The sequence below is a fragment of the Streptomyces sp. CB02261 genome, from assembly GCF_001905665.1.
Taxonomy (GTDB): domain Bacteria; phylum Actinomycetota; class Actinomycetes; order Streptomycetales; family Streptomycetaceae; genus Streptomyces.
Genome location: NZ_LIVX01000012.1, coordinates 1 through 14535, shown reverse-complemented (window position 1 = coordinate 14535; position 14535 = coordinate 1). Strand labels below are relative to the sequence as shown.

Genomic DNA, 14535 nt, shown 5'->3' with positions numbered 1-14535 from the left:
CGGGCGGCGAGCTCATCCACCCTGCCCGACGCCGCGCACGCCACCCTCTCCACGGTCGTCCCCGGCGCGGGACGCGGCGAGGGGAGAGTGGCATCGCTGTGTGCGGACGCTGCAGTTGTCTGTTCGAACATGTGCTTCCCCCGGATTCCACGACACCTCCCAGCCGCCCCGGACTGCGGCGAAGTCCATGCTCCGACCGTCCTGGGGGTCCGGACCACGGCCTCACACGCACCGGCGGCGTCAGCCGCCGGCTAGTCAGAGTCCAGGCTCAGCCTGCGAGTTGTCGTCCTCGACCAACATCTGTCCTGCAGGCTATCAAAAAGAAAAACTTAGCCAGCACTCGATAAGCGCATCACTATGATGGCCTGCATGAAGAGTTCGACGTTCGTCATGGTCCACGTGGGCCAGAGCACCGAGTCCCAGCGCAACCTCGAGCACGGCATCGAGACGCTCTCCTGGGGCTTCCCGGAGAAGAAGCCCGAGTACGACGGCGCCCGCCCCCGCTTCGCGGTCCTGGCCACCGGCGCCTCGCCCCGGGTCCAGCTCGAGCAGTGGCTCAAGGACACCGCCACCCTCTACCTCTTCCAGGTCCGCGGCGGCTTCTACGAGGGGAAGTCCTGGCACTGGCCCGACGAGGAGGTCGAACGGCGCCTGAAGTACCCCCAGCGCTTCGGCATCGAACCTCTGGCCAAGCTCGACAACGTCCCCCTGGGCCCCGACGGACCGCTCACCGAGGCGGGCAGCGACGCGATCCGCCGCTCGGGCACCGACCGCGGCATGGGCAAGCTCGTCCAGATGCCTGCCCAGCGTCTCCTGGAGCTCGCCGGTCTCCCCTTCGATCCCGACGAGCCCGAGGACGTCCCCCTGGACAAGTCCCCGGGCTTCACCGCCGAACAGGTCGAGGGCAGGAAGAAGCCCCAGCGCCGCCGCCGCGGCGCCGGCTACATCTCCGACCCCAAGAAGCGCAAGGCCATCGAGGAGTACGCCGAAGCGTTCGCCACCTCCCACTACGAAGCCGAGGGCTGGACGGTCGAAAAGCTGGGCAAGCCGTACGACCTTCGCTGCACCCGCGGCACCCAGGAACGCCATGTCGAGGTCAAGGGCACGACCGGTGCCGCAACGAGCGTCGAACTGACGATCAACGAGGTCCTGCACGCCCGGGACGAGAACAACACCGTCGACCTCTACGTCGTCAGCGACATCAAGGTCGACACCCGCACCGACCCCTACACCCCCAGCGAAGGCACCGTCTCCCACTACACCGACTGGGAACCGGCCGAGGAAGACCTCCGACCGCGCAAGTACGAGTACCGACTTCCCGACACGACCGGCTGAGCCTGCTGTTCAGCCTCATGAACAGTTCGTCCCTGCCGCCCGCGGCGTCCTTGTGTGTGTCGCCGTCGGCGCCTTGCCCGTCCGCCGGGCCGAAGCCGCGCGGCGTCGACCCGTCCAGGTGGTCCGGGGGCTGATCCCGGCTCCGCCACCTGTGAGGAGTGTTCTGGCGGGCATGGAACCGATAGGCCCCATCCACGTCAGCGAGCCCGGCTTGATCGTCCTGGACCTCACCGCCACCGACGAAGCGACCCTCCAGGCAGCTGTCGAGGAACCGGCCGGGTGCTGGGCGACCTCCGGGACACGGCGGGTGGGGCGGGTCCCCGGAGAGCCGGGTGTGAACGTACGGCTCTCTACGCCGACGTGCGCCGCTGACCCATCAGCTGCCTCTCCGGCCGACTGGCGCCAGCCCCCAGGCTGGCCCGGCCCGGGCTGCCTGGTCGGACGGCTGGGTGTGGGGCTTGGGATCGGGGGCATGCGGGTGGTGAGCGCATGGGACCGCTCTGGATATGCAGGGCCTGCCGACCCCCCTTCCGGCGGGCTCTTGGGTGGATGAACGGCCCGCACCGGGTGACGGTGCGGGCCGTTCACCATGTGGGGGCGTGTGCCGGGCGGCGCCGGATCGCGGAGCGGTTGCCCCCGGCCCGCCTTCCTCGTACGCCCGAGGTCCTCGTACGGGCTGCTCGGCTTGCCCGTGGCACTGGCCGTGTCCGAGGCTTGCCCAGGGCCGCCTAAGGCTTGCCCGGTCGCGAGAATCACCAGGGCAGAAGTCCGCGCGAGAGTCGGGTAGTTGCGCGGCTAGAGTGCGGATCGTCCGCCCTCGTGCAGCACTCAGCCCGGGAGCGGGCCGCGGAGCCCGCTGTGGCTTTCCCGCGCCGCCACGAAGGGGTGATCGTGCTCGGCCTGCTGTTCCTCGGCTACGTCCTGCACGACCGCCCCGCCTTGCGCGAGACCATCGGCGCCTCTTCCCCCACCGCCGCGTCCGGCATCGCGTTGATGGCCCTGACCCTGCCTCCGCCGCCGGTAACCCGCTCCACCGCCCTCGCCCCGGGTACGCACGATGGCGCGCCCGGGGCGAGGGCCACGGGCAAGCCCGTGTGGACGGGCCTCCGGGACAGTTGCACCGGAGGGGGGCTGGAGGGTTGCACGTAGAGGTGTACTAGGAGTTGCACCGGAGGTGTGACCGGGAGTGGGACCCTCCCTTTCGTGATCCTGGGTATCGTGCCTGGTCAGGCCCGGTGGGCAAGCCTGATCGCCACGACGACACCTCTTTCTCCGCGATAGCCGGAGGAAGAGGCCTGCTTCATTTGAGGGCCGGGCTGGCGTTCGCCACCGCGGTCCAGTCCAGCCCAGCTCAGGCTGGCCCCGGCAGCGCGCCGGAGGGGGGTGGCGTCATGGATGACGCGGAGGTGGCGTCACCCATGACGCCCAAGGTCTATAGCCCTGTCGAGAGCCCTGATCAAGAACCCGCCGACCCCTCCCTCCGTCCGTCCGTGCAGGTAGAGAACGCGTGCGTGAGGAACACGGACGGAGGCGGCGGCGACGTCGAGGACCAGGAGCACGGGCCCGTGACGGCCGGGGAGGAGCCGACCTCCGTTGTGCGGCCGGTGGAGCTGACGCCGGGCGTGGAGGTGCTGCGGGCGATCGCGGCCGAGGCCCCGGAGTGGACGGTCACGAACGCCGTCTCGCTGCGGGACCAGGGCCGCACGGTCACCGGGATGCTGGAGACGGGTTTTACCCCGCAGGAGGTCCGGCACGTGCTCCTGTCCCGGCAGCTGCCCCAGCCTCTTCGTACTTCGGTGGCCAGAGTGATCAGCGGGCGGTTGCGGCACCTGATCGCGATCGGCCCCGCTTCCGGGATCACCCCGATCCCCGTACAGCCGGCCGGGCACCTACGCCCTGGCGCCCCGTGGGCCCGGGGACCAGGACGAGACGCCGATCCCGGCGTCCTGGGCGCAGCGGCGCGCGCAGATGGACGCGGAAAACGCCGGCCGCGGCCGCTACCGGCCCTGCGCCGGAGACGAAGGCCTGTGTCCCCACGACGCCCTGCCCGGCCTGGACCGGTGCGCGCACTGCCTCGGCGGCGAGCGGCCCACCTGCGCCAGCGGCTGCGGCCGCGGCGTGGTGGCACCCGGACTACGGTGCATCGTCTGCTCCAAGCCGCCTGCCGCTGTCGAGATGGGCGACTGCCCCGGCTACGGCGGCCGGACATGCGGGCGGGCCGTGCAGACCGAAGGGCTCTGCGCGCGCTGCAAGATCGAGGCAGAGAAGGAACGGGCCGCCGCCGAGGCCCAATGGACCGCTGCCCGGGACGCCGCTGTTGCCGCCGCCCAGGCGGCCGAACCCACACCCGCCCCCTCCTGACCCGCGGACGACGACCTCCTCCCTCACCCCGTTCGGGCTGTCTGGAAGTGGAGCGGGTGCGCGGGCCCGTCGTGGTGAGTGGGAACGGCCCCACTCACCACCGAGGGGCGTGGTGAGTTCTATCTGTGAGGCTCACAGTTCGTTTCCCCAGGTGGACGTGTATCTGTGAGGTTGTGAGGGACTTTCCACGGTGAAGAACCGGGCCGGTCCCGGATGACCTCCACCCGCCCGCCGGCCCCGCCCGCCCCGGCCGACCCGACCCCGGGCGTGCCCCGGGAAGCGCTCGACGTCACCGACCCCCGGCCGCCGACCACCCTGCCGGGCGCGCCCCCTGCAAAGGCCACCCCCGCGCCCGCGCCCGCACGGCCCGCCGCCCCGGGGCCCGCCCGCCGGACCGCGCCGCCGACGATCAGGCGCCCGGCGAAGAGCACCCCGAAGAGGAGCACCACCAGGACGGCTCCCTGGAAGGCGGCCAAGCCCCGCAAGAGCCCGAAGAAGAGCACGGCGCCGCGTCGGCAGCCGACGACCGGTCAGACGCCGCAGATGCGGCAGCTCTGCCGTCAGGCGCAGCAGATCCAGGCACCCATGGGCGCGGGGGAGTGGTGCCGCAAGGCGTACGGGCGCTGACCGCGCCGTATCGGCCCGGGGCGTGGCGAGCGCAGAAAAGACCGGCCCCCTGCCGCCTAGGGCGGGTGGTACGGGGGATCCGGCTGTGAATGGGTGCAGTAGTGGCACTGGATGGGCGTCAGCAGGGGCGAGCGGGTCCAGGCTTGCTCCATGCTGTGCGGCGATGGTGATCACGGCTGTCATGAGGTGACCAAGCTGCTGCCGTCGGCTGCCCATCGCGAGGGTGGCCGGCTGCCATGGGCGCAGGCGCGTTGGAGCCGGGTTCTCAGGCGCCGTCGGGTGACGGCGGAGAGAAGACGTACTGGGCTGCCTGCTCGTTGGACAGGGCAGCTGCGATTCGCTTGCGCATGTCGTCTGACATCGGAGGCAGGTCGTCCAGAGGGAACCAATCGGCAGCTGTGTTCTCGCCGTCGGCGGGATGCGGAACGCCGGACTGCCAACCAAAGCGGAACACCAGGTCGAGATACTGCGTCTGGTCCCCGTTGTCATAGACGACAGGGTCCGTGACGTGAACCATCGCCAGCCGCTGCGGAACTGCCACGATGCCGGTCTCCTCAAGAACCTCCCGGGCTGCGGCATCCGCCGGTTGCTCCCCCGGATCGATGATCCCAGTCACTGGCGTCCACTTGCGGTTATCTGCGCGCTTCGCCAAGAGGACCTGGTCATCCCTGACGACGACCGCGGTGACGCTTGAGAGCCACAGCGGATCGTTTCCAATTTTCTTGCGCAGCGCGAGGATGAAATCTGGTGTTGCCATCAAGTCACGATATCGACCCTGCGCTTAGGCATGCCGCCCGCCCCCGAGTCTGTTGATCACCAAGTTTCCAAACACTTCACTCAGCTTGGATCGTCGTTGTCTGTGTGGTGGGTGGCCGCGGTGGTGAGGAGGCGTTCCCAGGTGCGGGGGGTGTGGCCGTGGAGTTCTGCGAGTTCGGCGGCGATGCGGCCCTTGGGGGTACCGGCGGGCGCGGTGGCGAGGGCCTGGGCGGCGACGGCAAGGCGGGGGTCGCCTTCGTACGCATGCTGTTTGCGGGGTCTTGGGGTTCGCCGGCGCGCCGGCCGCCGCCTTTGCCTTGTCCGGGGGCGTTGTCGCGGCGGTCGAGGACTTCGCGGCGGGTCCACAGGCGCGCGCCGTAGAGGGTGGTGCCGCGGGAGAGGTGGCCCTGGGTGGCGTAGGCCTGGACGGTGGAGGGAGTGATGCCGAGGATGACGGCGGCTTCCTTGTCGGTGAGGAGGTCGTCGGGGTGTTCGCCGTCGGGCAGTGCGGGGATCGGCCGGCTCCGCGGGGTAGGCCTCGGTCTGGGCGAGGTCGTAGAGGAGGAACCGGCTGACCCTCGGCCGGGCGGGCGTGGGAAAGAACATTGCTCGGATCCATCCGTCGGGACTCTGATGGATCCGGTGGGCAGGAGATCTGTTCCAGGTGGTTCAAGGTGTGAGCAGAGGCATGTCGAGGAGGTCACTGCGCGCCGGGTGACTGTCGGCGGGGTGCTGTGGTTCCAGGGACACGGTTCCTGGCCGTATCGTCGAGCACGCGCTGGCGAAGGTTGAGTTCTCTGTCGAGTTTCGCTGCGGCGTCCTTGTCGAGTCCTTCATCGGTCACCTGCCAGTAGTGCGGTTCGTAGCGACGGCGAGGGCGGGCCGGCTGGGAGAACAGCAGGCTCGTCGCTGATTCGTCCACGCCCTGGATGCCTGGGGGCTCCGCGCGGCGGATGAGACCGAAGTCGAGCAGGCGTTGGCAGCCGTCCTCCCAGGCGTCGTCACGCAGGCCGAAGGTCTGCGTGCGGGGCTGCGCGGTGAGGAAGACGCCCGATGTGCGGTGCTTTCTGGGTGCCCACTTGCTCAGCATCCTCAGGATGAGCCAGGTGGCGATCTCGGAGGGGTTGAGCACCTGGATCCAGCCCTGGAGGAAGAAGGCGGCGGGGATCGTGATCGTCTTGGCGGCCTGCCATTGACGCGTAGGAACCGTGTAGAGGTCCGGGGTCTGATTCCCACCTCGTCCGCTTTCCTTCATCAGCGAGAAGCTTTCGTACAACCGCTGCCCGCGCGCTCCTCGCGGCACGGTGACAAGGGCGTCCTCCTCGCCAAGCCCTTCTAGGGTCCTCAGAGCACCCTTGACCTGTCCGAGCCGCAGATCCTCCAGCTTCCTGCTTCGAAAGGCGGCAGGCATGTAGGTGTTCGTCGCTGTGTCGTAGGCACCGTCGATGGCGATGAGGTCGGACCACGATCCGACCCCCTTCAGCGGTCGGACGTTCTTCCACGGGGCACCCGCACCCAGTCGGCATTGCGCCTCGAAGACCGCCAGCAGGTAGAAGCGCAGCGCGATACCCCGGGGAAGGATCAGCTTGGTGAGCCGTGAGCGTTCCTCTGCCGCAGCCAGCAGGGGGCTACGGAGGACGATCGGGTCCGGTTTCCCGCCTGCCTCCCACATCTCATGCAACGTGTTGCAGGCCTGCGTGACCGACTCGTTCTTGCGCATCTGCGCCAACCTGCGCAGCCTTCGGGCGTTCGTCTCCTGTGCGTCGGCCACATGCGCTCCAAAGAATATTCGGCTTCTTGATCCCGGTGTTTTGATCCGGGTGAAGGGATAGCTCGCTAGCCCTTCACCCGGATCAAAACCTTGATCATGCCACGTGGAAGGCGCTTCAGGAGCACCCACCATTACTCATGAGCCCGCTCGGCGGCCGCTGTTCACACAGATGTGAACAGCCCCGGCTACCAACCGGGTCGCTCGCTCGAAGAGACCTTCAGAGAGGACAGTAAGTGGCAAACACCCAGCACCCCGAACCCTTGCCCCAGCGTTGGGCGATCATCCTGCTCGCCGGCGTTGTGGCGGGAGCTCTCGTCACGATTCTGGCGGGTCCGCTTCTGGGACTGAGTGCCTGCGGCGCGACCGTAGTCGCCCTCCACCAGCTCATGGCGTAGCCGGCCCGGCGGAGGGCGGCAGTAGAGCCCTCCGCCGGGGTTTGCCCGGCGTCAGGGTTGGCAGGCCCGAGATGTCCTGGGTTACGGCACCCGACTCCGCCTGAACGGCCGTGCCGTCGCAGTTGGGTAGCAAGCGCGGTGGCACGCGGGACGAGCCCCGCTCGCCGGGATACCTTCCCGCTCCCCGGACCTCGGGGCCGGCCCGATGCTCGGGAAGTGGGGATGTGAACCACGGTGCCAGGGGTGTGGAGCGCTTGGGGGCGCTCTGGATATGCAGGGCCCGCCGGACTCCCCCTCCGGCGGGCCGCGCCATGGTGCGAGAACGGGAGATGCGTGATGCGTGAGTCGTACGACGAGTACGGGACGGCGGGCTGGCCGAAGGTGTCGGTGGCGGCCTGGCGGTGGGCGGTTGACTCGGGTCTGGTCCCGGCGGCGGACGCCGGGACGGGGGAGTGGCCGCGTGCGGTGGTCCAGGCTGCCGACGCGGAGGGGATCCGGGCGGCGCTGCGGGGTCCGGCGGGGGCGTCGTGGGCGGCGGAGCGGCTGATGGAGGCGCTGGGGCAGCCGTTGCCGTTTGGCCGTCCGCGTGTGACCGCGTCGGCGGTGGGCCACCTCGTGCGCGCCGGCCTGCTCGCCTACCTCGGCGGTGACCCGGCTTTTCCCGACGTTCGCCCCGATCAGGTCGCCACCCTGGCGCGGCATCGGGACCTGCCCGCGCTCCTGACCGCCACGTCCCCCTCGGCCCGGACCAGGCCGCCAGGCGCCTCGGCGTGCGCCGCACCGACTTCGATCAGGTCGCCCGCCTCGGCTGGATCGCCCCACCGGCACGGTGGAGATCGACTCCAAGCACCACGGCGGGATGACCGAAGTCCCGCTGTACTGCGCTGAGGACATCGCCCTGCTGCCGGTCGCTCGTCCGTTCGTTTTACTCGGGCAGAGGCCCTTCCCACTGTTGCCTGACGACCTCGCCCCGATTCCTGGAACGAACCGCATCGTTGTGGGCCTGATGCTGCTGCATTAGCTCGTCGGCCTTGGCCATCTGAAGGGCTGACTCAATGACAAAGGCGCGTCCGAAGTCGTAGTCCTTCTCGGTAACCGTCAGGAATCCAGCGGGCCTGAAGCTGGCCCCCTGACGCGTCCTGATCACGACAGGCGTGATCATCGCGAACTGAGAATAGCGCCGGTAGTCGACGCCAAGCGCTGTCATCTGCATCGCCCTCCGCATCGACATCGTGGCGGCAGTCAGATCTTCCAGCTGTTTCGATATATCGCTGACGAAGACCTGCAACCCCCTGAGCCCCGCCTGCCGAGAGCCCGAGTCCTGTTTGATCCTGAGGCTCTGGTCCCGGTAACCACGCAGGTGTTGCCCGAAACGGAAGGGTGGGCGCCGGAAATAGGTGACCTGCCGGGCGCTCGTGTAGTGGTCGATGAGGTCATCGAACGCGATCGACAACCCTGCCATGGCCTGCCCCAGGTCTCCCTTGTCCATGCAGGACTGTGAGTATCGAAGGACGTCAACCGTTTGCTGGCGCGTGACAAGGTCGATCATGTCCAGGCTGGTGAAGTCGACCGAGAAGATCAGCTTGGTGGCGTCGGTGAAGAAGGTCGAGACATCTGCCTTGGCCTGAAGGATGGCCTGGCTGGAGGGGATCGTCCCGTAGTGCTTAAGCGCGACACGAATCTTGTTGACGCGGTCGAGGGCCTGCTTGCTGGGCAAGTCCTGGCCGTCCGGGAGGGCAGGCTTCAACCGCTCCCAGTACTGAAGGAACTGCATGCTGCTGGGCAGGTTGACCTTGAGATGGTCGGCAGCGATCAGCAGGAAGTGTTCAACCGCGTCCTGGAACGACAGGATTGCCGTCGCGGACAGCGGCTCGGGCTGCTGGCTCTGGAGTATGCCCTGCTCGTGGAGGAAGCGGACGAAGGCCAGGCGCTTGATCGTCTCCGGGCTGAGCGAGTCGGACAAGGTGGCTCCTAACGGCGTAGTTGCGGAAGGCCGAGGTCGACAGGGGGCCGCCTCGTGTTGCGGAGGGCTTCACTCCCGCTTGCTTCGGAGGAAGACGAGGGTCTGGTCGATGTCGTCGATCTCTCCGAGCCACGATTCCGCCTCAGCGCGCTGGCGCCGCAAGAGCAGATCCTTCTCCAGTTCGTTCAGCCGCGCCACCATTTTCGGGTTGACCTGAAGGACGGGGCAGCGGATGCAGGTGTGCTCGTGGCGGCAGTGAGTCCCGTAGGTGACCGTGTCCGTACGGTTCGCCGACGGCTCCACCGTCGAGCGCACCCGCGCGCTCCCGCAGGCCTCCGCCCACACCGAAGACCGCCTGTCCGGGTGGATGGCCGAGGAGGAGGCCGACGCCCTGGCGGTCGTTCATCTCGGCCTGCACGCCCCTGGCCGAGCCCTGACCCCGGCCAGGCGCCCAATGTCCGCACGCGCTCCGGCTTGCAACCACAGGCCCGTGAGTCTCTGTCTTCCTCACCGTGATAGCGAACCGACGGCCGCGACCGGCCTCAGACGACCGGGAGCTGCGGCTGTGGAAGGTCGGCCGGGCCCTGACCATCACCTTCGCCGCCGCGGTCCTGGTGGCCGGCGGCATCTTCTACGGCCTGGTGTACCTGCTGGACTTCCAGGAGATCGACACCACCAAAAAACTCGACGCAAAGACACTCTTCGACTTGGTCAAGCTCTCCTTCGGCGTAGTCGCCGGGGCCGGTGCGCTCGTCGCCCTGGTCGTCGCCTACCGCCGCCAGCGCGTCGACGAAGCCGGCGCACACCGCGAAGCCACCCGGCTCCACACCGAGCGCTTCTCCCAGGCCGTCGAGCAACTCGGCTCCGACTCCCCGGCCGTCCAGCTCGGCGGCGTCCACGCCCTGGCCGGACTCGCCGACGACGCCCCCGACAACAACCTCCGCCAAACCTGCATCGACGTCCTGTGCGCCTACCTCCAACTCCCCTTCACCCCCGACCCCGGCAACGACCCCGCCCACCAGCAGGAACACCACCGCTACCTGGCCCTGCGCAAGGTACGGCACACGATCCTGCGCCTCATCGGCGACCACTACCGCCGCCCCCAGGGAACCCACCGCTCCTGGCAGGGCTGCGACCTCGACCTCACCGACGTCATCATCGACGGCCCTATCGACTTCAGCGGCGCGACGTTCTCCGACGGCGCGGTGTCCTTCCGCGGCGCGACGTTCTCCAGCGGCATGGTGTCCTTCCAGGGCGCGATGTTCTCCGGCGGCAGGGTGTCCTTTTACGGCGCGACATTCTCCGGCGGCGCGATGGACTTCGACGATGCGACGTTCTCCGATGGCACGGTGTCCTTCCAGGACGCGACGTTCTCCGGCGGCATGGTGGGCTTCGGCAGCGTGATGTTCTCCGGCGGCCTGGTGTCCTTCGGCAGGGTGACGTTCTCCGGCGGTGCGGTGTCCTTCTACGATGCGACGTTCTCCGGCGGCAGGGTGTTCTTCAGCATCGCGACGTTCTCCGGCGGCATGGTGGGCTTCGACCACGCGACGTTCTCCGGCAGCACAGTGTCCTTCCAGGGCGCGACGTTCTCCGGCGGCAGGGTGCGCTTCAACGACGCGACGTTCTCCAGCGACATGGTGGGCTTCAACGACGCGACGTTCTCCGGCGGCACAGTATCCTTCAACGGCGCGACGGGGGTACCCCCGCACGAGCTTCTCGCCGCCGTCGGTACTCCCGTTCCTGCCACAGTCGAACTGCCCGGGATTTGGCTGTCCCCGGATCCACAACCGCAGGAAGGCTAAAACAGTCGTCTGCGCCCCACTCTCGCCCAATCGATCATCCAATCGGCGACCTGCGGAAAGACAGCTCTGGCGGAAGGCGCAGAAAGGCCGGCCCTCATCGCCGGGGCGGGCGCTTCACGATTCCGCGGTCGTCGGCCGGTTGGTTGAGGTGCCCGTCAGCTCGGATCGTCGTCGTCCGTGGGGCTGTGGAGTGCTGCGGCTGTTGTGAGGAGGCGTTCCCAGGTGCGGGGGGTGTGGCCGTGGAGGTCTGCGAGTTCGGTGGCGATGCGGCTTTTGGGGGTGCCGGCGGCTGCGGCAGCCAGGGCTTGGGCGGCGGTGGCGAGACGGGGGTCGTCCTCGTAGGCGTGCTGTTTGCGGGGGCCTTGGGGTTCGCCGGCGCGGCGGCCGCCGCCTTTGCCGCGGCCGGGGGCGTTGTCGCGGCGGTCGAGGACTTCGTGGCGGGGCCAGAGGCGGGTGCTGTAGCGGGTGGTGCCGGGGGAGAGGTGGCCCTGGGTGGCGTAGGCCTGGACGGTGGAGGGGGTGATGCCGAGAACGGCGGCGGTCTCCTTGGCGGTCAGCAGGTCCTCGGGGTGCTCGCCTTCGGGCAGCGGGGGGATGGGCCGGCCCGCGAGGTAGGCCTCGGCCTGCTCGAGGTCGTAGAGGCGGTGGCGGCTGTCGGGCAGGAGGCTGGGGACGCGTTCGCGGAAGGCGGGGGCGTCGCGCCGGTTCCAGGTGGGCAGGGGGACGCCGGCGCGGGCGGCGATGTCGGCTTCGTTGATGACGGGGCGGTTGCGGGGGATCACGTTGTCTCCTCGAGGGCTGCTGCGCGGGGCGGAGCGGTAGAGTTGGGGTGCAGGTCTCTCGTCAGAGGTCTTGCGAATACGGGTACGAGGCCGGCGGTGTGCCGGGCCGCTCTTTGAGCGGCTCTCCGCCGGCCTCCACTCTTCCCGGGGCCAGCATCCGACACTTCAAACGTTACAGCATCAATCCTCGGATCGGCAGTCCCCTGTCCGGCGGACCATTGATCCGTCTCGTCGGCCACACCCCCACTTGCCATTCGCCGAGCAGCCTTGCGCTCCGGTCACCGAGCGCGGGCCCGTCGTACTGCGCGGGGGCGCTCTTGCTCCCGCTCCCACGAGTGCGTCGGAGCTCCGACGACGGCCAGAGCGTGGCCTACCCGGGTCCTTGTCCGCATGGGAGCGAAATCCCGGTGGCCCTGACAGCTCAGGCCAAGGTGACCCGTCGCTGCGCCGTAGCAGGGCGCAGCGGACCTCCGGACGCCGGCGACGAGAGGGAAGGGCGCAGCAGCGCCGGAAAGGCCGGCGGGCGCACCTGGGCGCACCTGGGCGCGCAGGAAGCGCGCCCGGGCCCGACGAGGGCGCGCCGCAGTCCCGAGCGCGGCCGCAATCGACGGGTGGGCGTGGGGGTGGGGCGCGGCGCGGTCCTGGCCGGACCAGGCCCAGCCGGACCTCGCCACATCCCGGCCAGCACCCCACCGCGCCCCACCCCCACGCCCACCCTCCCCGCCGTTCCGGGTACGGGCGCTCCTGGGCGCAGCAGGGATACAAAGGAGCCTGACGGCTCTTCACGGGCCCCGACGACCAAGGGCTCGGCCCTGCCCATCACCCCGGCCGACACGGGGCCGTAGGGCGCACCGCGCGTCTGATCGCGGACCGGCAGGCGTCTCCGTAGGCATGGCGTGGAGAGGGTGGGAACTTCGGAATGCCGCGCGACTGTGGGGCGCGGTCTCTCTCCTGCCCCGCGCAGCGGGGTCCCTGGGCGCTGCGCGCCGGGAGTGGGTCCGGGCGCGGTGCGCCCGGTTTTCTTTCCCCGCGCAGCGGGTGTCCCCGCTGCGCGGGTTCCCGCTGCGCGGGTGGGCCGCTGTGCGGCCCATGGGGGCCCGGCGCTGCGCGCCGGGAGCGGGGTTTCCGTTCCGCTGCGCTTCACGGGCCCGCCCGTTGCGCGGGCGGGGTGGGTTCTGGCGCTGCGCGCCGGGGCGTTGCGGGCGATGGGAAAGAGCCGCTTTGAGCTGGGGTTTTCAATGGACGAGTGAGATTTGAAGCTGTATTCTTAGTGGTGTCGGAAGGGCGGCACACCCGACCGGCATCCCGTATTCGTCAAGCGAAAGGAAGGCCCACCGTGGCCCGATCCTTGTTGCCCCAGCACCTCGAAGACCGCCGAAAGGATCTCCGCGTCTTCGAGTCCCTGCCCGCGAAGGCACACCCCGGATACAGCCCCCGTCTCGGCCGCCGTCTGCGCACCGTCTCCGACCTTTACGACCGCACCACGGTCCTCGGACACATCACGATCTCCCCGGACGAGGCATACGCCGTCACCGACAAGTCCGCCCCCCACGCCCTCTACGACATGATGATCATCTCCGCCGGGCCCACCGCCCGCCCCGGACTCCACGACCACACCGTGCAGTTCGGCAAGGGATTCGGCGTCATGGCCCACAGCTTCGCCACCCACTGCCACGCCTCCGACCTCACCCCGGTCATCTCGTGGAGCTACGACCCCCACACGCTCGACCGCCAGACCATCCAGAGCGAAAAGCGGTTCCACGCCCACCTCGTCGGCCGCACCCCGGCCGAGCGCGTCACGGTCACGGCCAACGCGATCAGCGCCCGCCAGCTCTCCACCACCAAGGCCCGCCAGATCGTGGAAGAGGCCTCCGTCCTCGGCTCGCTCCTCAGCGCCGACTGCATCGACCCCGAAGCGCTCCGCGTCCTCACCCCCGTCCCGGCGCTCTCCACCCCCACGGCGACCGTGACCGCCCAGTTCCTCCTGCCCGGCGGATGGCAGAGCCTGACGGCCCCCGGGCTGCACGATGACCTCTCCTACATCCACCGCAAGCTCCGGCGCACGTACGACGAGATCATCCGCACCTGCACCACCGGCACCACCGGCCTGTGGGAAAGGCCCCTCATCCGCCGCCAGTTCACCGAGGACGACATCAGCCTCCCCCTCCGGCCCGAAACTCGCGCCACCCTCACCCACTACCTCCGGGCCCTGCGCCCCGAAATCCTGGCGCACCACCGGGGCACCCACTTCTACCCGCTCGCCGATCTCGCGTACGCGGTCACCATCGCCGAGCAGGACGGACAGGTCTACCTGCACCTGCGCATCAACCTGTTCTCCGACCTCGGAGGGGCCGGAATCAGCATCCTCGACGGGATCATCGTGACCACAAAGAAGGGAGCCGGAATGCTCCGCACTGACGAAATCGCGGCCCGCAACACCTTCCAATCCGATTACGTGACCCAAATTCACCGCCACCCGCTCGCCACCCGGGTGTTCTTCCCTCGGCTGTAACCACCCAAAAGGAAAGAGGACACCCCCGACCCGGGGGTGTCCTCCCATTCCACCAAAGCTACATGCTGCATCAACTGATGCAGCCGAAACCCCGAAGCCCGGCCCACCCTGTAGCCAGCCGCCCGCGAAGCGGGCAGGGCCGGGAGCGCAGCGGACGGTCCATCAGGGCCCGGGCACCGGGCCGCTCGTGGCGCACAGCGCCACACCCCGGGGCTGAAGCGCAGCGAAAGC

The 14535-nt window shown here is 69.2% G+C and carries 12 protein-coding genes; 7 read left to right on the top strand and 5 right to left on the bottom strand.

What is annotated here, in order from left to right; genetic code table 11:
• Positions 1-369: 369 nt before the first annotated feature.
• The 5 genes from AMK29_RS30945 (at position 370) to AMK29_RS36030 (ending at position 4323) form a co-directional block, all read left to right on the top strand.
• Positions 370-1335: a protein NO VEIN domain-containing protein gene (locus AMK29_RS30945; RefSeq protein ID WP_241845762.1), complete on the top strand. Its 966-nt coding sequence runs from the start codon at positions 370-372 to the stop codon at positions 1333-1335.
• A 172-nt stretch (positions 1336-1507) separates the two neighbouring features.
• Complete coding sequence (locus AMK29_RS37470) at positions 1508-1888, top strand: DUF6207 family protein (RefSeq protein WP_079197196.1); 381 nt, start codon at positions 1508-1510, stop codon at positions 1886-1888.
• Between the two features lie 305 nt (positions 1889-2193).
• Positions 2194-2484 carry a hypothetical protein gene (locus AMK29_RS30940; RefSeq protein WP_073819277.1) on the top strand — a complete coding sequence of 97 codons (291 nt, stop codon included), beginning with the start codon at positions 2194-2196 and terminating at the stop codon, positions 2482-2484.
• An 819-nt stretch (positions 2485-3303) separates the two neighbouring features.
• The gene (locus AMK29_RS36255) at positions 3304-3696 is read left to right on the top strand and encodes a hypothetical protein (RefSeq protein WP_143202955.1); all 393 of its coding nucleotides are present in this window, start codon (positions 3304-3306) and stop codon (positions 3694-3696) included.
• A 213-nt stretch (positions 3697-3909) separates the two neighbouring features.
• Positions 3910-4323, top strand: coding sequence for a hypothetical protein (locus AMK29_RS36030; protein WP_073819273.1), 414 nt, complete (start codon positions 3910-3912; stop codon positions 4321-4323).
• A gap of 265 nt (positions 4324-4588) precedes the next feature.
• Here the strand turns inward: AMK29_RS36030 and AMK29_RS30925 are convergent, their stop codons facing one another.
• The 4 genes from AMK29_RS30925 to AMK29_RS30905 all read right to left on the bottom strand — a co-directional run bounded on the left by AMK29_RS30925 (position 4589) and on the right by AMK29_RS30905 (position 9523).
• Positions 4589-5080 carry an NUDIX hydrolase gene (locus tag AMK29_RS30925; protein WP_073819272.1) on the bottom strand — a complete coding sequence of 164 codons (492 nt, stop codon included), beginning with the start codon at positions 5078-5080 and terminating at the stop codon, positions 4589-4591.
• A gap of 699 nt (positions 5081-5779) precedes the next feature.
• Positions 5780-6799, bottom strand: coding sequence for a hypothetical protein (locus tag AMK29_RS30920; RefSeq protein ID WP_143202954.1), 1020 nt, complete (start codon positions 6797-6799; stop codon positions 5780-5782).
• A gap of 1371 nt (positions 6800-8170) precedes the next feature.
• Entirely contained in the window at positions 8171-9208 is a 1038-nt protein-coding gene (locus AMK29_RS30910; RefSeq protein WP_073819267.1) for a hypothetical protein, read from the bottom strand.
• 69 nt (positions 9209-9277) lie between these two features.
• Positions 9278-9523, bottom strand: coding sequence for a hypothetical protein (locus AMK29_RS30905; RefSeq protein ID WP_073819265.1), 246 nt, complete (start codon positions 9521-9523; stop codon positions 9278-9280).
• A 197-nt stretch (positions 9524-9720) separates the two neighbouring features.
• Between AMK29_RS30905 and AMK29_RS30900 the strand changes: the two genes are divergently transcribed.
• Positions 9721-11010 carry a pentapeptide repeat-containing protein gene (locus AMK29_RS30900; protein ID WP_073819263.1) on the top strand — a complete coding sequence of 430 codons (1290 nt, stop codon included), beginning with the start codon at positions 9721-9723 and terminating at the stop codon, positions 11008-11010.
• Between the two features lie 155 nt (positions 11011-11165).
• On the opposite strand, the gene AMK29_RS30895 is transcribed toward AMK29_RS30900, so the two are convergent.
• Positions 11166-11792, bottom strand: coding sequence for a helix-turn-helix domain-containing protein (locus AMK29_RS30895; protein ID WP_073819261.1), 627 nt, complete (start codon positions 11790-11792; stop codon positions 11166-11168).
• Between the two features lie 1336 nt (positions 11793-13128).
• Between AMK29_RS30895 and AMK29_RS30890 the strand changes: the two genes are divergently transcribed.
• Positions 13129-14304, top strand: a complete 1176-nt coding sequence (locus AMK29_RS30890) for a hypothetical protein (protein ID WP_143202953.1) — start codon at positions 13129-13131, stop codon at positions 14302-14304.
• Positions 14305-14535: the final 231 nt, after the last annotated feature.

Coding starts and splice junctions, on each gene's coding strand:
- AMK29_RS30945 (WP_241845762.1), top strand. CDS start 370: ATGAAGAGTTCGACGTTCGTCATGGTCCACGTGGGCCAGAGCACCGAG.
- AMK29_RS37470 (WP_079197196.1), top strand. CDS start 1,508: ATGGAACCGATAGGCCCCATCCACGTCAGCGAGCCCGGCTTGATCGTC.
- AMK29_RS36255 (WP_143202955.1), top strand. CDS start 3,304: ATGGACGCGGAAAACGCCGGCCGCGGCCGCTACCGGCCCTGCGCCGGA.
- AMK29_RS36030 (WP_073819273.1), top strand. CDS start 3,910: ATGACCTCCACCCGCCCGCCGGCCCCGCCCGCCCCGGCCGACCCGACC.
- AMK29_RS30925 (WP_073819272.1), bottom strand. CDS start 5,080: ATGGCAACACCAGATTTCATCCTCGCGCTGCGCAAGAAAATTGGAAAC.
- AMK29_RS30920 (WP_143202954.1), bottom strand. CDS start 6,799: ATGCGCAAGAACGAGTCGGTCACGCAGGCCTGCAACACGTTGCATGAG.